General features: G+C 35.4%; 20 protein-coding genes. 1 reads left to right on the forward strand and 19 read right to left on the reverse strand.

Features of this window, described 5'->3' with window-relative positions:
- Nucleotides 1-110: 110 nt before the first annotated feature.
- The 3 genes from ACWG0P_RS06550 to ACWG0P_RS06560 are packed head-to-tail and all read right to left on the reverse strand — an operon-like array spanning nucleotide 111 to nucleotide 3,346.
- Complete coding sequence (locus ACWG0P_RS06550) at nucleotides 111-1,568, reverse strand: glycoside hydrolase family 1 protein (protein ID WP_455801031.1); 1,458 nt, start codon at nucleotides 1,566-1,568, stop codon at nucleotides 111-113.
- A 15-nt stretch (nucleotides 1,569-1,583) separates the two neighbouring features.
- Nucleotides 1,584-2,285: a GntR family transcriptional regulator gene (locus ACWG0P_RS06555; RefSeq protein WP_455793026.1), complete on the reverse strand. Its 702-nt coding sequence runs from the start codon at nucleotides 2,283-2,285 to the stop codon at nucleotides 1,584-1,586.
- Between the two features lie 11 nt (nucleotides 2,286-2,296).
- Nucleotides 2,297-3,346 carry a Gfo/Idh/MocA family oxidoreductase gene (locus tag ACWG0P_RS06560; protein WP_455801032.1) on the reverse strand — a complete coding sequence of 350 codons (1,050 nt, stop codon included), beginning with the start codon at nucleotides 3,344-3,346 and terminating at the stop codon, nucleotides 2,297-2,299.
- 375 nt (nucleotides 3,347-3,721) lie between these two features.
- Here ACWG0P_RS06560 and glmS point away from each other — a divergent pair, with 375 nt between their 5' ends.
- Complete coding sequence (gene glmS / locus ACWG0P_RS06565; protein WP_455801033.1) at nucleotides 3,722-5,539, forward strand: glutamine--fructose-6-phosphate transaminase (isomerizing); 1,818 nt, start codon at nucleotides 3,722-3,724, stop codon at nucleotides 5,537-5,539.
- Nucleotides 5,540-5,631: 92 nt separating this feature from the next.
- On the opposite strand, the gene ACWG0P_RS06570 is transcribed toward glmS, so the two are convergent.
- The 16 genes from ACWG0P_RS06570 to ACWG0P_RS06645 form a co-directional block, all read right to left on the reverse strand.
- Nucleotides 5,632-6,291 (reverse strand): site-2 protease family protein, encoded by a 660-nt coding sequence (locus ACWG0P_RS06570; RefSeq protein ID WP_455801034.1) that lies wholly within the window; start codon nucleotides 6,289-6,291, stop codon nucleotides 5,632-5,634.
- 61 nt (nucleotides 6,292-6,352) lie between these two features.
- Nucleotides 6,353-8,305, reverse strand: a complete 1,953-nt coding sequence (locus ACWG0P_RS06575) for an FtsX-like permease family protein (RefSeq protein ID WP_455801035.1) — start codon at nucleotides 8,303-8,305, stop codon at nucleotides 6,353-6,355.
- Nucleotides 8,292-9,056: an ABC transporter ATP-binding protein gene (locus ACWG0P_RS06580; protein ID WP_455801036.1), complete on the reverse strand. Its 765-nt coding sequence runs from the start codon at nucleotides 9,054-9,056 to the stop codon at nucleotides 8,292-8,294. The genes ACWG0P_RS06575 and ACWG0P_RS06580 overlap by 14 nt, the downstream gene beginning before the upstream one ends.
- A gap of 93 nt (nucleotides 9,057-9,149) precedes the next feature.
- Nucleotides 9,150-10,142 (reverse strand): sensor histidine kinase, encoded by a 993-nt coding sequence (locus ACWG0P_RS06585; RefSeq protein WP_455801037.1) that lies wholly within the window; start codon nucleotides 10,140-10,142, stop codon nucleotides 9,150-9,152.
- The gene (locus ACWG0P_RS06590) at nucleotides 10,139-10,801 is read right to left on the reverse strand and encodes a response regulator transcription factor (protein ID WP_455801038.1); all 663 of its coding nucleotides are present in this window, start codon (nucleotides 10,799-10,801) and stop codon (nucleotides 10,139-10,141) included. Before ACWG0P_RS06590 ends, ACWG0P_RS06585 begins: the two co-directional genes overlap by 4 nt.
- 86 nt (nucleotides 10,802-10,887) lie before the next feature.
- The gene (locus ACWG0P_RS06595; protein ID WP_455801039.1) at nucleotides 10,888-12,117 is read right to left on the reverse strand and encodes a sensor histidine kinase; all 1,230 of its coding nucleotides are present in this window, start codon (nucleotides 12,115-12,117) and stop codon (nucleotides 10,888-10,890) included.
- On the reverse strand, nucleotides 12,101-12,784 hold the full coding sequence (locus ACWG0P_RS06600) for a response regulator transcription factor (RefSeq protein WP_455801040.1): 684 nt from the start codon (nucleotides 12,782-12,784) through the stop codon (nucleotides 12,101-12,103). The genes ACWG0P_RS06595 and ACWG0P_RS06600 overlap by 17 nt, the downstream gene beginning before the upstream one ends.
- A gap of 14 nt (nucleotides 12,785-12,798) precedes the next feature.
- Entirely contained in the window at nucleotides 12,799-13,560 is a 762-nt protein-coding gene (locus ACWG0P_RS06605) for an ABC transporter ATP-binding protein (protein ID WP_455793009.1), read from the reverse strand.
- A gap of 11 nt (nucleotides 13,561-13,571) precedes the next feature.
- Nucleotides 13,572-15,905, reverse strand: a complete 2,334-nt coding sequence (locus ACWG0P_RS06610; RefSeq protein ID WP_455801041.1) for an FtsX-like permease family protein — start codon at nucleotides 15,903-15,905, stop codon at nucleotides 13,572-13,574.
- A gap of 93 nt (nucleotides 15,906-15,998) precedes the next feature.
- Complete coding sequence (locus tag ACWG0P_RS06615; RefSeq protein ID WP_455801042.1) at nucleotides 15,999-16,424, reverse strand: VanZ family protein; 426 nt, start codon at nucleotides 16,422-16,424, stop codon at nucleotides 15,999-16,001.
- A gap of 583 nt (nucleotides 16,425-17,007) precedes the next feature.
- A complete protein-coding gene (locus ACWG0P_RS06620; RefSeq protein ID WP_455801043.1) occupies nucleotides 17,008-18,186 on the reverse strand; it encodes a hypothetical protein in 1,179 nt (392 codons plus the stop codon).
- A gap of 305 nt (nucleotides 18,187-18,491) precedes the next feature.
- Entirely contained in the window at nucleotides 18,492-18,701 is a 210-nt protein-coding gene (locus ACWG0P_RS06625; RefSeq protein ID WP_455801044.1) for a hypothetical protein, read from the reverse strand.
- Complete coding sequence (locus tag ACWG0P_RS06630) at nucleotides 18,677-18,901, reverse strand: PTS transporter subunit EIIC (RefSeq protein ID WP_455801103.1); 225 nt, start codon at nucleotides 18,899-18,901, stop codon at nucleotides 18,677-18,679. The genes ACWG0P_RS06625 and ACWG0P_RS06630 overlap by 25 nt, the downstream gene beginning before the upstream one ends.
- 9 nt (nucleotides 18,902-18,910) lie before the next feature.
- Complete coding sequence (locus tag ACWG0P_RS06635) at nucleotides 18,911-19,039, reverse strand: hypothetical protein (protein ID WP_455801045.1); 129 nt, start codon at nucleotides 19,037-19,039, stop codon at nucleotides 18,911-18,913.
- A 208-nt stretch (nucleotides 19,040-19,247) separates the two neighbouring features.
- Complete coding sequence (gene tpiA, locus ACWG0P_RS06640; protein ID WP_455801046.1) at nucleotides 19,248-19,991, reverse strand: triose-phosphate isomerase; 744 nt, start codon at nucleotides 19,989-19,991, stop codon at nucleotides 19,248-19,250.
- 23 nt (nucleotides 19,992-20,014) lie between these two features.
- Complete coding sequence (locus ACWG0P_RS06645; protein ID WP_455801047.1) at nucleotides 20,015-21,193, reverse strand: phosphoglycerate kinase; 1,179 nt, start codon at nucleotides 21,191-21,193, stop codon at nucleotides 20,015-20,017.
- Between the last annotated feature and the right edge of the window lie 44 nt (nucleotides 21,194-21,237).

Below are 21,237 nucleotides of genomic sequence, written 5' to 3' on the forward strand. Positions count from 1 at the left end.
AATTTTCATGAATTTTTCCATTTTATTACATAATCACATTGTTTATCACTTGTGAACACCTTTTATTTTTCGATTATAAACAAGAAACAAAAAGAAAAGCACTCACGTGCTTACTCTTCTAAATCCTCTCCATTACTCTTAATTACCTTTTGATACCAATAAAAAGAATCTTTTTTATATCGTTGTAACGTTCCTGAATGTTCCTCTTCTTCACGGTCCACATAAATGAAGCCATATCTTTTTTGATACCCATTCAACCAACTTAACAAGTCCGTACATGACCATGTACAATATGCTAAGATTTCACAACCTTCTTGAATTGCTTTCTTTAATTCTTTTATATGTTCTCTCAAATAAACAATACGATAAGGATCATGTATCGTTTTATCTTCTTCTAATTTATCGAATGCCCCTAACCCATTTTCAGAAATAACAATTGGAAGCCCATAACGAGAAGTAATCATTCTACAGCACATACGAATTCCCATTGGATCGATTGTCCAATCCCAATCTGTTGTTGGCAAATATTCATTTCCTGGGTTCTTATATAAACCAGGAACACCTGGTATTTCACTCGTACCTTTTTTGCCTGTAGTATTAAAACTTCCACTGGACGCAATTCCATCAATTGGATTATATTCTGCCACAATTGTTTGATAATAGTTTACACCCATAAAATCTAATAATTTTGCGGCTTGTCTCATAAACTGCATTTCTGTATTGGTAACTTCTGGCGCAACATTCAACTCACTCAAATACGTCCATGCTGCTTTTGGATAATGTCCTAGTGCATATGCATCCATCCACCAATAATTTTGTAAATCATCATAATCTTCTTTAGCTAATGCATTTTCAGGACGGCAGTCTTTCGCATAACATGGAGAATACGCAAAACTAGCGCCTACCATTGCGCTTGGATACATCTCCTTTAACGCAACGACTGTTTTTGCGTGTGCTACAAATGCATGATGATTGACCTGATAGAAAGTCTTCATATCATCCACTTTTCCAGGCGGATGAACACCCTTCAACCAACCTAATCCTGTAAAGATATTTTGTTCATTCATGGTAATCCAGTATTTTACACGATCACCATAACGACGTATGATCGTCTTTGCATAGTTCACAAAATCACCAATAATACGATCATTCTCCCAACCACCATAATTATCTTCTAATGCCTGTGGCATGTCCCAATGATACATCGTTACCATCGGTTCAATGTTATATCGCAAACATTCGTTAATTACATCATCATAAAACCGTAATCCTTCTTCATTCACTTTGCCATTGCCATCTGGATAAATTCTTGTCCATGCAATGGAAAAACGATATGTTTTCAAACCCATTTCTGCCATTAGTTGAATATCTTCTTTATAACGATGGTAGAAATCTACTGCGATATCTCCGGTTGTTGCTTTGAATGTTTTACCAGGAATGCGTACGAATTGGTCCCAATTGGATACACCCTTTCCTCCACTGCGATAGCCTCCTTCGATCTGATAAGCTGCTGAGGCACTTCCCCATAAAAAATCCTTTGGAAATCCTTTCCCATTTTTGATATACATGACGCCACTCCCTTTCTAGTATAGTTCTTGAATAATGGTAGTTTCAAACTCAAAATACTTCGGTATGCTTCTAGCAATAGAATACTCAAATATCTCTGAACTATCCAAATATGCAGTCTGAATCACTTCTGCCACAAAATCGTTATCATCCATATGAAAGTACTGTTTTTCTATTTCGTTAGGACGCACTGCATGTACTGCGACATGAGCACTTTGAATAGTTAAATGTAATTCTTTAGTAATGTAATAATAAATAGATTCTTGTACATGTTTCGCCTGTAAACCTTTGATGACATTGATCGGCATCCAAGTATATTCTAAAATACGTGGTTCATCTTCAATGAGTCGTACACGCTCTATGTTATAGATAAAATCCCCTGGTTCAATATTTAACTGTTCCGCAAGTTCTTCACTACACTTCTCAATCTCGAATTTCAATACAATGGATTTCATATCACGCACAATCTCACGTTTTGCAGTATGAATATTTTTCAAGGAAGAAATATCTGCCTTATTACCTTCACTACGCTTTACCAAGGTACCTAATCCACGTTTTCGAACAATATAACCTTCGCTTACCAATTTATCCAATGCTTTTTTTACCGTTAACACACTACAATTATATACACTTGCGAGTTCTTCTCCTGTAGGCAACATGGTGTTAATCGCATATTCCTGTTCTACAATCTTCTCTTTGATAGCACTGTAGACTTCCATATATTTTGGGATCATAGGATTGTATTCCCTTCTGCATATCGTTCCTCACAAAGTGCACTTCCTTTTTCGAGTATTTCCATAACAGCTAGTGTTTGTTCTTCTTTTACAACACGTTCTTTTCCAAGTACGATTGCATCATACAAGGCATCGTACACTCTACCATAGTCTCCACGTACACTTGCTATTTTTTCTTCGTGTAGTTGTTCATGTTCATCTGCATATGTGAGTACTCCATATTCATGGAAGGAATCAATACCAAAGTCTTCATGATCAGGCAAATAGAATTTCTTCAAATCCGTTTCTTGCAAGTCCTTTGTTTCTTTCACAAACATCCCCTTTTTTCCATAGGCCACAAAACTTGGTCTACTCTTCACCCTAAAAAAGCTAGATTTCACAGAAATCTTCAAACTTTCTCCATAAAACAAATCCAAATCAAAGTAATCGTTCATTTTACCTTTTCCACATAAACACTTCACTTGATAATCTACATTATCTGGTATCCCAAAATAAGAAATCACTTGATCCAGGGTATGACAAGCGTGTCCATATAGAAAGCCTTCATATCGTGAATAGGTAGAATTGTAAACTGCCTGTGGACGATAATAATCGAAATGCATCTCCATCTCATAAAGCTCTCCTAGTTTACCTGATTCTATAACACTTTGTGTTGTTAAGAAATCACTATCATAGCGTCTATTTTGATAACACTCCGCAATCTTTCCTTTTTCTTTCGCAAGCGCAAAAATCTCTTGAGCTTGCGAAAGAGTCATCATAAATGGTTTTTCAACAAGGACATGTTTATCATGTTGAAGTACAAGTTTTGCATAGTCGTAATGTGAATTTTGCATCGTACAAACAACGATTAAATCAATCTCCTTATCTTCTAAAAGCTCGTTCAAATCACTTGTGTAATGGACACCTTCTATGGTATCCCATGCTCGATGATCTGGATTTCGTTCATAAATTGCTTTTACATGTAAACGTTGTTTTCTCTGCAATACGAATGGTAAATGATACCGGTTTGTACTTTTCCCATTTCCAATATATCCTATGGTCAACATAACGCACACCTCACTTTATATACTTCATTATAAAACATTCATATATGAATTTCAACAAAAATATACTTTTATATATTTAAACATATATACTTTTAATCGTTTGAAATTCGTAATTATTTTTTTCTTGCATTATTGATAAAGCGTAGTATACTAAAAACAGTTATTGCGAGCCAAGGAGTGAAATTAGGACGTAATGATAAGCGCCAGGACCGATGGGTCGACGAGGTTAACAGTTATCGAAAGTTTCGGCGGGTACTGTTACGGTTCATGTGAATCGATAGAGAATAGACAAAGGCCACCAATCATAGGCTACAAAAACTATCTCACCACATATACTTTTTAGTATGCAAACATAAACTAATGGAGGAAATAATTATGTGTGGAATCATTGGCTATGCGGGATTATGCAAAATCTCGAATAGTGTTTTAATCGAGGGCTTACAGTCCTTAGAGTATCGTGGATACGACTCAGCCGGAGTAGCACTTGTTCATAATGAACAGGTAGAAATCATCAAAGAAAAAGGAAACGTACGTTTCTTAAAGGAAAAATTAGCGAAGTCTAATATACCGAGTGGAATGTTAGGTATTGCGCACACCCGCTGGGCAACACATGGAGAACCAAGTGAAATCAATTCTCACCCACACCAAAGTGGAAGTGTAACTCTCGTACACAATGGTATCATTGAAAATTACCATGAACTAAGCACTATATTAGAAGAAGCTGGTTATGCCTTCCAATCTCAAACTGACAGTGAGATTGCGGCAGCATATATTGATTATTGTTACCAAAGTACAAAGGATAAACAAAAAGCACTTGCCAAGGCATATCATGCCTTCCGTGGTTCCTTTGCCTTTGCGATCATCTTCCACGATGAGGTAGATGCCATTTACGCAATGCGTAAAAACTCCCCACTAATTTTGGGAGTTGATGCGGATAAAGCCTTTTTAGGTAGTGATATATCTGCGTTCTTAAAATATACCAATCGTTATATTTTATTAGAACACGAAGAAATCGCAAAATGTTCAAGTGCAGGTATTATTATCAAATCTTTGGAAGGTGACTTTATTCAAAAAGAAATCTTAGAAAGTGACCTTGATATCAAAGATATTCAAAAAGATGGATTTGAACACTTTATGTTAAAAGAGATTCACGAAGAAAGTGAAGTCGTTAAGAAAACTATCCATTCTTTAATGCAAGAAGATATCAGTGAATTATTAGATAGTATGCCAGATATGTCAAACTATGAAAGCCTTCATATTGTAGCTTGTGGTAGTGCAATGTATGCAGGTATGATTGCGAAAAGTCTTATTGAAACAAAGGCAAGAATTCAAGTGGATTGTGTTTGTGCGAGTGAGTATCGCTATGCAAACCCTATCTTTAAAGAACATACTCTTGTAATCGTAATATCACAATCAGGAGAAACAGCAGACACCATCGCGGCATTACAACTTGCAAAACAAAATCAAGTGGATACTCTCGCGATTGTAAATGTTGTAGGTTCTACCATTGCACGACTTGCGGATCATGTTATTTATACAATGGCTGGTCCAGAAATCTGTGTCGCTACTACCAAAGCTTATTGTACACAAGTCTCCGTATTATCTTTGATTGCTTGTAACTTAGCTTATACCCAAGGCTTCATCAAAGATGAAGAGGCAAAAAGAATTTCAAAAGAAATTCAAGAATTACCTGCGATTATGGATAATTTAATTCATAACGAACAATATGCGATCCTTGCCAAGAAAATAGCAGATCACAACAATGTATTCTTCATCGGAAGAGGATTGGATTATTCCCTATCCATGGAAGGATCTTTAAAGCTAAAAGAAATTTCCTATATTCACTCAGAAGCATATCCTGCTGGAGAGTTAAAACATGGAACCATTTCTCTTATTGAAGAAGGTACTCCAGTCATCGCTCTTGCAACAGATGAAGACTTATATGAGAAAACCATCAGTAATATCAAAGAAGTAAAAGCTCGTGGTGCTTATGTATTGTTGTTGATCAGTGATGATTTACATGTCGCAAATGATTATTATGACACTATGATTACGGTACCAAAGGTAGACAAACTACTACAAGGAATCTTAACCGTTATTCCTTTACAGTTATTAGCTTATCACATAGCGAATTTAAGAGGCTGTGAAATTGATCAACCTAGAAATCTAGCAAAATCTGTCACAGTAGAATAATGGTATTTACACCTGAAATCTCTCTTATCCTATTACACACAAGCAGGTGTTAAATATATAGAAAAAGACGAACAAGATTCGTCTTTTTTATGTTATCTCAGTCCCAACAATGGGAACACGATATTATTGAATAGTTCAAAGATGGTTTCTCTTGCCTGCATCAATGGTACATTCAATGTGCCACTTGCCAACAAGAAGATAATCCCGATCATAAAGTAATTCTCATATTGCATAAGTTTGAAGTATGTTTCCTCTTTCAAGATTCCAGTTAATATTTTAGAACCATCAAGTGGTGGAATAGGAATAAGATTAAAGATTCCTAACCCTATATTAATACGTGCTGTAATAATCAACAACTGGAAGATATAATCACCAATCACTGACGTAACTGTCCATACAGGCGCAAACCTCAACAACAAGGAATATAAAATAACACATATAAACGCTACAATGAAGTTCATCAATGGTCCTGCCAAAGCTGTCCACATCATACCCTCTTTTTTATTGCGATAAAAGTATGGATCTACTTGTACAGGTTTCGCCCATCCAAATCCAAAGAATATCAAAGAAATGGTACCGATTGGATCTAAATGCTTCAATGGATTCAAAGACATTCTTCCACGTTCCTTTTGCGATACATCCCCTAACTTATAGGAAACAAATGCATGTGCAAATTCATGCAAAGATAACGCAATAATAACCGCAGGAAGAATATAAATTAAATTAGGTAATAACGTATTTAAATTAAACATGAGTATACCTCCGATAATATTCTATAGTATAGCACAATCTAAACTATTTACAAAAGGTATTCTACTGTTTTTTAATTCCAGTTGATGAAATACAAATACTTTGTTTACTATTGAAATACGCTAAGAAATAATAGCACAAATAGATACCCAAATAGAACATGATAGAGAAGCATGCATAGGGTACCATGGAACCATACGAATAACTCATTAAGAATAAGGTATCCAAAACCTTAATAATCGGGAAAAGATAAAGTACTGGAAGAATAAATGGCATAAAGAAATACAACGCAATTTGTTTTCTCAACAAGCTATAAATCTCTCGTTTACAAACTCCCATCTTCCATAACATATGATAAGAACTTCGCTGTTTCCATACATCTGACATCTGTTGAACAGAAAGTACTGTCGCACTTACACAAGCAAATATGATTGCTAAATAAATCAAACAGAACATAATCGTAGAACTAGAGCCAATAGATTGTGTAACCCATTCATATCTAGTCACAAGTTGTACATATCCTTTATTATCCTTTGAAAAAGGTTTTAATATATCTTCTCCCCATTTTTGTGTGGATTCTTCTTCTGTTTTTACCACAAACTGCCCTTTATCTAAGGTATCCACACCCTTTAGTACAATATCTGGAACCACAAATATAAAGGCATCATATAGGGTTAATCCTAAATTTTGATTTACAACACCCGCGCATTGTAGACCAAGAAACGTATATCCCTTACTATTTATTCGCAAGATATCTTCAAACTGCCCCGTCGATAAGATAAGGTATTCCCCCTCCTTCATAGGATGTACCTTTTCATTTAACATCTTTGCCAATGTGACATAGTCCGTATACGATATATAGTGGTAATCTTGTGCATTTTTGTAACGTTCTTCCCATGCAATTCCCTTTACGATATCCTTATGAATAATATCTAGTTCATACGTATGATACGTATGTGCTTGATATGCTATATCGTGTTCTTTCAAATATTCTAGAATCGAAGTTGGATTTATCTCATCTTCCCCACTGTAGGTAGAAGCACTTATATCAAAAGGTCTTAAGTTTAAAGAATCATCAATGGATGCATTGAACTTCATCCCCATACTCACAAGTAAAAAGGTTGAAAGTGTCAATACAGATAACAAAGCTAGCACCATTCTACTGGTTCTCAATCGTGTACAAATTTGCGCACTCAAATATAAAGCATTTCCTTTGTATTTGATATTTTTCTTGCGTTGAATACATTGTGTAATAACATAGGACAATCCAAAATATATAAGAAAGATTGAGAAACAAATAGAACCCACACCACCGAATAAACTTACTCCTGCATCGATTTCATTTTGAAATCCCAAATGCAAACATCGAAGTCCAACAAAATACGCCATGATTCCAAAGATAAAACACAAAACAGAAAGCTTCCCGCTTTTTTTAGCTACTTCATTTATACGATTACTATAAAGTAGCGTCGTAATATTTCTTTTCTTTAAAAAATTACGATCTCGTATCAATTCAACTAGATAAATCATAAAGAAATAAAAGAATGTTAATAGTGCACTTTGCCAATTGAAATCAATTTGAAAAGAATAAATGGAATGGAATAAATTCATAAGTATTGCAATCAGTACTTGATATACAACAACACCGAGTACACACCCCACCACAAAGGCAATCAACCCCATACAAACTTGTTCCAACAGGAACATATTCGTAATTTGTTTGCGTGTCATTCCCATCAACATATACATACCAAATTCATGACTTCGTTTCTGTAAGATAAAGTTCGAGATATAGTAGACAAGCCATCCCATAACGAATACAATAATCACACTAGAAACAACGATTCCTCCAGCCATCGCATCCATCGTTTTTGCCAATTGACTTACCTGATTAGAAAATGCAAGCCCATTGAATGCATACATTAAAGTAACACAAATGGTAAGTGTCATGAAGTACAACATGTATTCTTTGGTACTTCTCTTTAAATTACGAACAATCAATTTAGCGTACATCATGAACATCTCCACCTAGCAACGTCATGACATCTAAAATACTTTGAAAGAATTCTTTTCTCGTTTGATTGCCACGATAAATCTCATTGTATATCTTTCCATCCTTTAAGAATAGAATTCGTTTAGCATAAGAAGCTGCGAACGCATCATGTGTTACCATAAGAATGGTTGCCTGTTCTTCTTGATTCATTTTTAAAAATCGTTCCATCAAAAGATAGGAAGAATGCGAATCCAAAGCACCCGTTGGTTCATCTGCCATAACAATACTTGGGTGATGAATGATTGCCCTTGCACATGCACAACGTTGGCGTTGTCCTCCGCTCACTTCATATGGATAACGATCAAGCAGGTCTTCAATCCCTAATATATTCGCATATTGTACAACTTTTTCATCAATCACCTTTGGGTTCTCTTTACATAGTACCAAGGGCATTGCGATATTTTCATGTAAGCTCAAAGTATCCAATAAATTAAAATCTTGAAAGATAAACCCCAATTCTTTCTTACGAAAATCTGCCATTTGATTTTCATTCATCTTTGATAGTTCCATATCACCTATGGTAATAGAGCCAGCACTTACCATATCCATTGTGGAAATCACATTCAACAATGTACTTTTTCCACTTCCACTCGCTCCCATGATCACAGTAAATTCATGTTCATCCATAGTAAAACTTATATCATCTAACGCCTTTGTTAAATTTCCTGAATTGCCATAATACTTTTCCACATGGGATACATTTAAAATTGTCATATTCATTCTCCTCGCTATACCCTCATTATAGAAAGTTTTACGCTCACTTTGTATGTTGTTTCTTTTCTCTGGAGTTACAGTATTGTAAGAACTTTATGAAAAACAAAGAATCACTTCTGTATACTCTCCTTCAACAGATTGTATTTCAATCCCTATGGATAACGCATCACATAGACGCTTGCATAAGTACAAACCAATTCCAGTGGAATGCTTATTGCTTACTCTTCCATTTTCTCCTGTAAAACCTTTTTCAAACACCCTTGGCAAATCCTGAGCCTGTATTCCTTTTCCATTATCAATCACTCGCAAATACGTATGTTCATTTATTTTTTGAATCTCAATACGAATAAAGGCATCTTCACTCCTACGATATTTCACTGCATTCTCAATCAATTGATTCAAAATAAAAATAACCCATTTCTCATCTGTATATACGCAATACTCTCCTGAAGGCATTTCAATACGCACTTGTGAACACATACATAAATACTTATTCTTCAATAAGCTTTCTTGAATACACTTCATCAAATCAAAAGCATGAATATGGAAATCTTTTTCTACATTTTCACTTCTTGCATAATACAACGCCTGTTCGACATAGTGTTCTGTTCTCTCTATTTGTTGCATCAGGTCACGTTTTCTCTCTACCTGTTGATTTTCGCTCCATAATTTCATTGCCGCAATCGGCGTCTTTACTTCATGTACCCATTGTTCAATAAATTCTTGATACTCTTTTCTTTCTCTTCGTATAGAAGACACATGTTCTAACATAGACTTATTGCCCACATACAATAGATGCTTATAAAATTGTTCTTCATGATTCATATCTTGTGGCAAAACTTCATGTAACAAATATTTTTGATCCAACGTTTCTTCTAAATATCGTATCAACCTATGTTGTTTATGCTTCTTTCGAAATTGCATATTTAAATACGTTATAAAAAAGATTCCCCACATACCATTCAATACAATAATCATAGATAAATTATTACCTAGGAAATATAATACCAATGATTGTACAATCAATACTAGAAACATAGTAATTAAAAAACTAGCTTGATCTTCTAAATATTCACTTAATTTCATATCACATACCCTTGACGATGCTTCGTTATAATAAATTCATCATACCCGAGTTCTCGAAATTTATTGCGAATACGTGTCACATTAACACTCAATGCGTTATCATCAATAAATAGTTTATTATCCCATAAGTAATCAATTAAATCTTCTCTAGAAACAATCTCTCCTTTATGTTGAAAAAGGTAATACATAATCTTTATTTCGTTCTTTGTAAGTTCTTCAAATTTACCATTTGCTTCTAGACGGCTCAATGCCAAATTTAAAGTGACATCACGATGAACCAACTGTTTCTCATTCCCTTTGTAAGATCGTTTTATAATCGCTTCAATATGAGCTAGTAAGACACTAGAATTATAAGGTTTCGTAATGAAATCATCTCCCCCCATACGCATACTACACAACTCATCCATATCCGAATTACGACTTGTCACAAAGATAATCGGTATATCGGAAAATGTTCGAATTTGCGTACACAATACAAACCCATCCTGTTTAGGAAGGTTAATATCCAATAAAATCACATGAGGTTCTTCTTTTAAAATGAACGTTGTAATATCCTCTTGTAAATCCCAAATACAACATGTATATCCTTGATGTGTCAAAAATACACTTAGTTCTTTTGCGATGGGTTCATCATCTTCTACGATCATAATTTTATACATAATCTTACCTCAGTTTCTATAAGTATTATAACGTACAAGAGTTTGAAAAAAAAGCGCTCCTCACGCTTCTTTCAATTTTGTAATAACTATAACTTTTCTAGCACCAAATGAAAACTAACACTTCCCTCTTCTTGGCTCATGAAAATACCTCCACCCATTTTAACCATCAACTGCTTACATATGTACAATCCCAACCCATTTCCTTTTTGTTTCCCTACATTATTCCCTCGATAGAAACTTTGGAAAAGAGAACTTTGATCTTGTTCCTGTATTCCAACACCTGAATTCGTAATCTTTACAATGATATGATGGTCTTCTTCATAAAACGACACATGAATCCATTTCCCATCACCATATTTCAACGCATTATCCATAATGTTATCCATGACCTCTTTTAATCGATTGATATCCGCATAGATGAAACAATCCTCATGAAACCCTTGTTGTTCATATTCCACAAAAGAAAGTGTAATGCGCTCTTCTTCTCGCTTTAAAATCGGTAAAATCTCATGCAAATAGGTTTCTTGTTTATGAATACTAAAATCAAAAAGATCTTCATTGCTTGTATTGATAATATCTTTTACATAAGCATCAATCTTATCACAGTTTTCATCCACTCTTTCCATAATTGTATCCACAGGATATAGCGCATCTTTTCGTGCTGCATTATATAAACGTATATTAGATAAAGGAGTTTTAATATCATGAGACAAAGAGGAAATCATCACTTTCTTTTCCTTCATCAAATCCAATTCTTTTTGTTCATGATACCGTAATTCATCTCGCATCATATCGATTGCCCAAACAAACTTACCAAAAAACTTATATTTTTGTTGTGGGAGTGGATAATCAAAATCTCTTCTACTTATTGCCTCTGCCATATCTTTCATTTTATAAAATGGTTGTATTACTTGTTTCGCAACAAAACGATGCATCCACATAAAGATTACGATCGCTAAGAAAAAGAACAGATTAATTCCCCATACGATATAAGACGGTATACGATCGATGGAATACGTAAAGAAATAAAATTCGTTTCCTTTCCCTGGAAGTACAATGATACGTTTATTTAAAGATTCCATATACTTCTCTAGATTCAAACGATCCTCATGAACAATTTTTAACTCTAATCGCTCTCCTAGTTGCTTTGAAACATCTTCTCCATTTTGTAGTTTCTTATACACCCTATTAATTTCAACAATCTTCTCATTGGGTATATTTTCTTCTCTGCTTTGAAACAAAAAAACATTCACAACAATAACCAAAAGAATTAAAAATCCTAACGCCCCATAGTAACTTTTATCCCAAGCCTTCATAACGATATCCCACTCCCCATATGGTCTTTAACCTTTGAGGATGCTTCGCATCTTCTTCGATCTTTTCACGAAGAGTATTGATATGCACGGTAAGTGTAGATAGTTCACTTTCCGAATAACTTCCCCACACTTCCTGAAATAAATATTGTTTATTTAACGTTGTCTTTTTCTGTTTCATCAACAACACCAACAATTCATATTCCTTCACAGATAAAGCTATTTCTTTTCCATCAAGTTGTACCCTACGCTTTTTAACATCGACACAAAGATTCTTATCTTGTAACAGAGATACTTCTTCTTTCATCTCATAACTTCTACGTAGTAAGGTTTTAATCTTCGCAATCAACAATGGAATTGGAAAAGGTTTTTCTATATAATCATCCGCACCCAAATCATACCCTAGTAACTTATCACTCGTTTGTATTCTCGCACTCATGATAATAATCGGAATATTTTTACACTTTCGAACTTCCTCACATATATGAAACCCATCCATATCTGGCAACATAATATCGACCAAAAGAAGTCGTACTTCCTCTTTCGATAACACCTCAAGTGCACGACTTCCACATTCTACACATTGGATGCGATATCCTTCATGGAGAAGAAATCGTTCCAATACATCTTTTAATTCTTTATTATCTTCCACCATTAGGATATCTATCATATGTACATTCCTTTCTACCAGCCTTTTTCCATCAACCAATTATATACAGTTTTTTCTCTCTCTTTTGTATCACTATCTTTATTCATAACCCCTATATTTAATTCACTTTCAATCTTTCCATCATTGATATAACAAATCCGTTGTGCGTAAGAAGCGACTTTTACATCATGTGTTACCATAAGAATGGTAGTCCCTTGTTCATGTACCTTCAAAAACATATCCATCACATCTCTAGCATTCGAACTATTTAATGCTCCTGTTGGTTCATCCGCAAACAATACTTTTGGTTGATTGATCATCGCCCTTGCAATACATGCACGTTGTAGTTCTCCACCACTCACTTCTTGTATGTTGTGTTTGGCAATATCCGCAATCATGAACTTTTGAAACAATTCATTCGCAAATGCATTAATTTCCCCATGTTTTCTTTTATTAGCCATATACCCAGGCATAATAACGTTGTCATATACATTGAGATTATTTAAGAAATGCATCTGTTGAAATACAAATCCCATTTCATGTAAACGTAACTCTGCCATTTCTTTATCATTATACTTACTGATGTCTTTATGGTCAAATAAAACAGAGCCACCACTTATATGATCCATACCACTCACTGTATATAGAAGGGTTGATTTACCACTTCCACTTGGTCCCATGATCGCAATGAACTCCCCTTTCTGAATACTAAGGTCAACATTTCTTAATACATGGTTTTGATTCTTATTTATAACGTATGATTTACATAGTTGTTTTACTTCAATTAACGTTTCCATTTTAACTCCTCCTATTCATCATTGAGTTCTTTTACATTCCATTTTTGTAGTGTTTGATTGACCATCCATTGGGCAACACAGGCCACACAAAGATATATACAAGGATACAGAATATACGCATGTATGGGATTCGCAACTAAGTTCACTTTTCCCATACCCATCGCTTTGAAAAATGCTTCTAACACAGCACTGGTACATAACGTATGAACAAGCAAGCCTACAAGAAGTCCAAGTCCAACTTGAAGTAAACAACGTAAGGTTTGCCAACGACGTATAAAACGACGATGATACCCAATGCTTTGTAGTAGTGCGATTGATTTTTTAGATCGTAACATCTGCATTTTAGAAAATAGAATAATTAACGCAAATACAATCCCTGAAATAACAACCGTCATCAAATCTGATAATGATGAAATCTGCTTTGGCATATCTCCACTAAACGATGTCATCAAATCAGTAGATGTAATCAAACTAACACCGTCATATTCTTTTAATACCTTTTCTTTTATTTTATCTCGTTGTAATTGATCTCCCGAGAAATTGATGACCATGTACCCATTGTACGCAAATGAATACTTTGTTTTATCACTAACAATCACATTACTACCTAGATTCATCATACTGGTATAAATGCCCGTAATTAAATAAGATACTTTCTTTCCTTCACAGGATATGGTAATAGAATCACCGACGGTCTTATCAAATTGTTTCGCAATTGTTGAAGATACAGCGACTTCATTTTCTAATATTGGCCTTTTCCCTGAATCCAACTGAATGTCACGATTCGCACGTTTCATCATAAAGACAGCAGTACTTATATCTCCTTCATTCAACGTAGCACTCGTCATGGTTTCTAAACGAACACTTACATGTTCATCATAAGCTTTTAAATCCTTTACAACTTTTTGGTGTTCTTTTTCAAGTTTTGATATCGCCACACCATCATATTGTCTCGTAAATAAATCTGCGCTACTTACCTTTAGGATATCCAAAAAAGCATTTCCACGAAATGAATCTTTCAAAGTAAGTGGCAATAATATTAACAACAGACAAAACGCATAAATAGAAATCATCATAACTGTATTTTTCATATGCGCAAATAATTCGTTCACCGCAAGATACACACACATTGGCATATGACGAATTTTTCTTAGTTCCATTGAAGAAACTGCTTTATAGCTTTCTCCTTCATTCCCCTTACGTATCGCATCCATGGTGCTTTGTTTCTTCAAGCGATTTAAAACCAACGCAGTGATACCATATACCATACACAATATCACCACAACAATCACTGCGGATAATAAGACACCAACTCCATCTGACAACACTGGCACAACACCTGCTTGTACTTCTTTTAAGATGGAGCTTGCTGGAATGGAAACAAAGAATCCCAATATACTTCCTAAAACACCTAACCCTAAATACTTCGCCATATATAAAGAACGTATTTGAGAATGCCTTAACCCAATTGCCTTCATTACTCCGATTTCTGCGTAGTTATTCTCCATTTGAAATAAAATTGTATATCGTATAATCAAAAAGGACATACATAACAAAATAACACCACTCATCATAAGAATCGCACAAGTACCAATACTCAGTCCTAAAAAGGATAAATACGATGTATCTTTGCTAATTGAGATATACGTAGGCAATCTTGCTTTCTGCATGTTTGCCTCAAGATTTTCATATCCTTTAGCGGACTTTATAGATAACACCATCGTATGTTCTTTTTCACTAGAGGATGCATATTGTATTTCATAATCCTTTGGATGTAATAGAATACGTTTCTGACCAACCATCTCTGAACCATAAATAGAATCTCTTACAAAACATTGAATCTTATACGTAAACTTCTCCCCATCTCTTGTGATGGTAAAGTTTTCTCCAATTTGTAAATCAAGTTGTTCTTTCATAGTTAAAGGGATGCCTACATATCCCTCTTTGATAGTTGGAATTTCATTGTCTTCATCAAATAAGAAATTGTAGTACTTTGGTGATGTTGTCGCAAAGACTCCTGAACTTTTTAATTCATCATGTCCTTCAAATTTTATATAAGCTAATGGTAAACTCACATCTTCCTCAATTTGATAATTTTGAATACCTTCTTTTTTTAGAAAGTCTTCTACATTTTCTTTATCTTGTTGCGTAACGTTCATCATAGAATAGTTTAAATCCGCAACATTTCCCATATCATTCATGAAATATGAAATCTGATTCGTAGATGAATAGATTAAATTCACACTTGCACAGGAAAGAGTCGCAGAAATCATGATAAACAACAACATGACAAAGTTAGAGAGCTTTCCTCGCATCAAATCATTTTTTAATAAGCGTAAAATCATGGTTTCACCCCTTTCACACATCAAGTATAACGTACCAATTATAAAGAAATCCTAAAGTATTTACTAGTACGAAAAGAAAAAGCGCTCTCGCGCTTATCTACTTTCTAATGTTACTTTTGACTCTTTTTTATCATCGTACATTTTGTTAACACCATAACGGATTCCACAGAACACCCATGATACAACGGTTAATAAACTCGCTGCACTAAAGGCACCTGCCGTATCTATAAAGACATCTAGTTTTGCCATGACACGTCCTGCAGTAAAGCTTTGATGATACTCATCCGCTATTGCAAATAAGAAACAAAGGAAAACCGCTAATAAGAATCGTAATGTTTTATTGACTCCTAATATCGCAAAGGAGATATACACCATACTACCCAACGCAAAATAAATAGAAAAGTGCGCTAACTTACGAATATTCAAATTCCAATCACTTCCATACGGTGATTTCAAAATAACATAGTACTTGATCTTATCTACCAAACGAAGTCCTTTTTCATTTAGTTTTGTATTCACTTCTTCTTTGATGGTTTCTGTTACGGTCTCACTTCTAACACTCTATTGTTGACCATCTTCGGATGATAAACTATAGATTGACAACATAACCATACCACTTAATCCTAAAAACAATAACAATATTGGTATACGTATCTTCCAGTTTCTCTTTTTCATTATGCCACCACCAATCTTTCTCCTTATTTTAAAAGAAATCCTTTCGATATACAAGCTATCTTAAGAAAATGAAAGTATTTAAAAAATGTCCTATAAGCTATGATCTTCATCTTGGGTAACATTTTGACTTTTTTCATGGTGATGGAGGAGGTGATGCTGGTTACAATGCTTTGTGCAACTATCTGCCGACGCTCCACCAGCGTACTCACCTGCTGTGCGCTCCTTACCCATGATGTAGGTTTCATACACCACCATGCCAGAATATAGAAAAAGCATAAAAAATGATGAGCATAAATGAAAGAAACATGCTCATCCATATTTTTTTCCTTTCAGGGCATCCTTCATGTGAATATCCTGCTTTCTGCATTTTTGCCGGAGCTATACAGAGGAGATTTTCAACAATGCCATAGGTTGCGTTGCTATAAAGTTAAGGCTTCACAAATGTCATGGTATTATTTGTTTGGTCGATTACAATATCAATTCCCAGTATTTCTTCCAGTTCAGACACGGTAAAGGTATCGTCCGTATCCTTCCCAAAAGATTCCTCCGTGCGATAAGGATATTGCTTTACCTTCTTGCCGTTTTTCGTTGTTTCTAAATCAAAGTAAACAATGGTACTACCCATATATTCTTTTATATGTGGAGTAAGCCGTGCTGTCCACGTGTTTTCTCCAATGGTCCATGTTCCGTTTCCACCTTCCCATCTTTGGCTTCTAGGCTTGTCACGGTTTGCGCTTTCCGCCACTATTTCGCTTGAATAGCTACCACCCAATAGATTGACGAGATAGGGAAAAGCTCCCTTTCCGAGATAAAGGCTGGTTATCACAGACTCCTTGCAGGGGTCAAGACCTTCCACAGTATATTCATTCAAATCTACATTGAATCGCACAGTAAATTGATTTTTATCAATTTGATCCTCACCAACGAATATTTTGTAAATGCGTGATACCGGATATTTCTCCATGATTTCGGGCGGAAGTGTTTCATCGATAGAACCACGCTTCACGCTGTCTGCATAGCTCCTTTGCAAGGATTCTAATATTTCAGTTTCTGTAAGATTTTCTTCGTTGCATCTGAAAGAAAACGAAGTTACAAACGATCCAGTTGTGCCGTCATCATGATTGACAGTGATTTTGGGCAAATAGAACGGATATTGTTCCCTGTCAATGGGCATTGGCTCAACCGATTGAATGGCGTTGAAAATAGCCTGTGCTGCTTGTTCCAATGAATCATAGGTTGGAACATAAATGGTGTATTCCAGACAGTAATTCAAAAAATTCGTTCGAAAGCCTTTTTTGAGATGCGCCTCAAGTGTATCTTGATAAGGTGCAAGCAAAACCTCTGCATAATTACATTCTGAATAAAACGCTGGACCATACGACCCCTTATAAAACCCTGACTTGTGTGTAAACGAAACGCCGTTTTCGTCCTCAAACGTATACACAGCTGTTTTCAAGCCATTATCGTCGCGAGATGTTTGAGTGGAAACAAAAGTAAAAGGAATTGTAAGTGCCGCACTGAGCTCTTCTTCAGCGGAACTTTTGCTTTGCGGAATGCATGCAACCAAAAAAAGGCATGCACAAATGATTAAAATTATTTTTTTCATGTCGCCCTCTTTTCAGCCTTTCTTGAACATAAACGCCATATCCTTGATTGATAAAATTATACCAAAAATCTGTTCGACAAGCAAATTCGAAGGATTTTCGTTCAGAATAAACCTCCGGAAAAAGCTATCCATTGGCATGTTAACTCGCGCGTTGCTCTCTTGTAAAAGCAACATAATCTTTCTCGCAATAAAACACTTGCGCACTGCTTCTCGTCACCACGTATACACCTCACTGTGAAGTGTGGGTATTCTGTATTTAAGTTTGCGATATCCACTTCCGTTTTGGGTTAGTGTCTTTAGCCACATTAAGAGAACGCACAGTTACCATATAATGCATAACCACCAGTAGGGAATAATTCTTTTAAAGGTTCTGTAGAGTTCGCAAATTCATTTACATTTGCTAACCAGTGTGTCCAGTTTCCATCAGGAATTACTGCAGGCCCTAAATCAAATGGTACCCATAAGAAATGATGAAGCCCTGTCGGCATTGTTAACTTTTCAATAAATGTAAACAAGAATACGCCAGCTCCCAAAATGTAAACATAGCTTGAATAAAATAATTAAATGTAATATAAATCACAAAGGACTCCATCGCAGCCCTTCCACCTTGCTTATTAGCTAAACCAAGTGGTAATGAAATTGCATATAGCAATGGCAACTCATTGAAGATTGCATATCCTCCATCGTAAAGCATTGACCAGAACTGATACCATATTGTCGTACTTTACGCAATACTTCCCATAATATTAACATTCATGAAAATAGAAGATAGACCAATGATAATACCCGCGAAAGGCATTAACATAACTGGTGCCATCATGGCTCCCCCAAAACGTTGTAATTTTTGAACCATTTTATTTCCTCCTCTTTATTTTTTGATGCTGTATTATAAGCGCTTTCAACACCTGCTATTTTTATACCATATACGTATATAAAAGAATAGCATTTACATGATTTATGGTATATATGCTCTAACAACGTAACTTTTTCTTTTTTGCGGTAAAAATTCCAAATGCATAAAAACAAAAAAAGAAGCGAATTTCTTTCGCCTCTTCGTTACATTATTTTGTTTTGTTGATGATATCTGTAAAGCTATCAGCTTTTAAGCTAGCTCCACCGATTAATGCACCATCGATGTCTGGACATGCCATATATTCAACGATGTTTTCTGGTTTAACAGATCCACCATATTGTACACGAACGCTGTTAGCAGCTTCATCACCATACATAACTTTAACTTGGTCACGTACGATTGCACAACATTTTTGAGCATCTTCTTTTGTAGCTGATTTACCAGTACCGATTGCCCAGATTGGTTCATAAGCAATTACCATGTTTGCCACACATTTAGGGCAAAGGTCAGCTAAGCTTCCTGTTAACTGTGTACGGATAACTTTTTCAGTTTCTCCAGCATCGTATTGAGCTTCTGTTTCACCAATACAAAGGATTGGAGTAATATCTGCATCAATTAAGCGTTTTGCTTTTTTGTTTACTGTTTCATCAGTATCCCCGAACATTTCACGACGTTCAGAGTGTCCAATGATACAATATTTTAAACCGATTTCTTGAAGCATTGGTACACTTACTTCACCAGTAAATGCTCCATTGTCTTCGAAGTGGCAGTTTTCAGCTGCGATTACTAAGTTTTTAGCGTTTTTAATAGATTCGTTTAATGCTAAGTAAGATGTACCTACACCGAATGTAGCATTGTCGTGGCAAATAGGATCTACTGCTTTGATAAATTCAACTGCTTCAGCAATTGTTTTATTCATTTTCCAGTTTCCTATGATAATTGGTTTTCTCATGATTTTTCTCCTGTTTTCTATTTTTATTTGTCTGCGATGACTGCGATACCAGGTAATTCTTTACCTTCCATATATTCTAGAGAAGCCCCTCCACCTGTAGAGATGTGAGAGAATTTTTCTGCGAATCCTAATTGGATAGCTGCAGCAGCAGAGTCTCCACCACCGATTACTGTAGTAGCACCAGGTAACTGTGAGATTGCTGTACAAACTTCTAATGTACCAGTTGCGAAAGGTTTCATTTCGAATACACCCATAGGTCCATTCCATACAACTGTTTTTGCTCCAGCAAGAGCATCTTTATATAATTCGATAGATTTAGGTCCAATGTCTAATCCCATGTAATCAGCAGGAATGCTTTCATTGTCTGCAATTACAGTATTTGCATCTTCAGCAAATGCATCAGCACAAATGTGATCCACTGGTAAAATCAATTTTCCGTTTGCTTTTTCTAAGTATTCTTTTGCAAGTTCAACCTTGTCTTCTTCAACAAGAGACTTTCCAACGCTAAGACCTTGTGCTTTTAAGAATGTATAAGCCATTCCTCCACCGATCAATACTTTATCAGCTTTTTTCAACAAGTTGTCTACAACAGCGATTTTATCAGAAACTTTTGCTCCACCGATGATTGCCACAAATGGACGAACAGGTGTATCAACAGCAGCTCCTAACATTTTAACTTCTTTTTCCACTAAGAAACCTAATGCATTAGGTAAAATAGAAGGAATTCCTGCAGTAGAAGCATGTGCACGGTGTACACTTCCGAAAGCGTCTTCTACGAACATATCTCCAAGACTAGCCCAGTATTTAGCAAGTTCAGCATCATTTTTGCTTTCTCCAGCTTCATAACGAGTGTTCTGCATAACAACGATTTCTCCATCGTTTAATGCAGCTACAGCATCTTCTAATTCTTTTCCACGAGTAACAGAAACGAATGTTACCTTAGTATCTACTAATTCGCTTAAACGATCAGCTACACAGTGCAAATCATTTTTCGCTTTGTCTTCTTCAGTTTTAACTTTTCCTAAGTGAGACATCAAAATGACTTTCGCATTATTTTCTACTAAGTATTTGATTGTAGGTAATGCTTGAATGATACGGTTGTCATTAGTGATTTTCCCATCTTTTCTAGGAACGTTGAAGTCACAGCGTACGATAACACGTTTTCCTGCAACATCTAAATCTTTTACAGTTCTTTTTGCCATTATAAAATCCTCCTTATGCTAGCGCATTTATTATACCACTATCT

This window comes from Amedibacillus sp. YH-ame6, assembly GCF_053848845.1.

Bases quoted from the DNA above. Each gene is read 5' to 3' on its own strand.
- ACWG0P_RS06550 (WP_455801031.1), bottom strand. From the start codon at position 1,568: ATGTATATCAAAAATGGGAAAGGATTTCCAAAGGATTTTTTATGGGGA.
- ACWG0P_RS06555 (WP_455793026.1), bottom strand. From the start codon at position 2,285: ATGGAAGTCTACAGTGCTATCAAAGAGAAGATTGTAGAACAGGAATAT.
- ACWG0P_RS06560 (WP_455801032.1), bottom strand. From the start codon at position 3,346: ATGTTGACCATAGGATATATTGGAAATGGGAAAAGTACAAACCGGTAT.
- glmS (WP_455801033.1), top strand. From the start codon at position 3,722: ATGTGTGGAATCATTGGCTATGCGGGATTATGCAAAATCTCGAATAGT.
- ACWG0P_RS06570 (WP_455801034.1), bottom strand. From the start codon at position 6,291: ATGTTTAATTTAAATACGTTATTACCTAATTTAATTTATATTCTTCCT.
- ACWG0P_RS06575 (WP_455801035.1), bottom strand. From the start codon at position 8,305: ATGATGTACGCTAAATTGATTGTTCGTAATTTAAAGAGAAGTACCAAA.
- ACWG0P_RS06580 (WP_455801036.1), bottom strand. From the start codon at position 9,056: ATGACAATTTTAAATGTATCCCATGTGGAAAAGTATTATGGCAATTCA.
- ACWG0P_RS06585 (WP_455801037.1), bottom strand. From the start codon at position 10,142: ATGAAATTAAGTGAATATTTAGAAGATCAAGCTAGTTTTTTAATTACT.
- ACWG0P_RS06590 (WP_455801038.1), bottom strand. From the start codon at position 10,801: ATGTATAAAATTATGATCGTAGAAGATGATGAACCCATCGCAAAAGAA.
- ACWG0P_RS06595 (WP_455801039.1), bottom strand. From the start codon at position 12,117: ATGAAGGCTTGGGATAAAAGTTACTATGGGGCGTTAGGATTTTTAATT.
- ACWG0P_RS06600 (WP_455801040.1), bottom strand. From the start codon at position 12,784: ATGATAGATATCCTAATGGTGGAAGATAATAAAGAATTAAAAGATGTA.
- ACWG0P_RS06605 (WP_455793009.1), bottom strand. From the start codon at position 13,560: ATGGAAACGTTAATTGAAGTAAAACAACTATGTAAATCATACGTTATA.
- ACWG0P_RS06610 (WP_455801041.1), bottom strand. From the start codon at position 15,905: ATGATTTTACGCTTATTAAAAAATGATTTGATGCGAGGAAAGCTCTCT.
- ACWG0P_RS06620 (WP_455801043.1), bottom strand. From the start codon at position 18,186: ATGAAAAAAATAATTTTAATCATTTGTGCATGCCTTTTTTTGGTTGCA.
- ACWG0P_RS06635 (WP_455801045.1), bottom strand. From the start codon at position 19,039: ATGGTTCAAAAATTACAACGTTTTGGGGGAGCCATGATGGCACCAGTT.
- tpiA (WP_455801046.1), bottom strand. From the start codon at position 19,991: ATGAGAAAACCAATTATCATAGGAAACTGGAAAATGAATAAAACAATT.
- ACWG0P_RS06645 (WP_455801047.1), bottom strand. From the start codon at position 21,193: ATGGCAAAAAGAACTGTAAAAGATTTAGATGTTGCAGGAAAACGTGTT.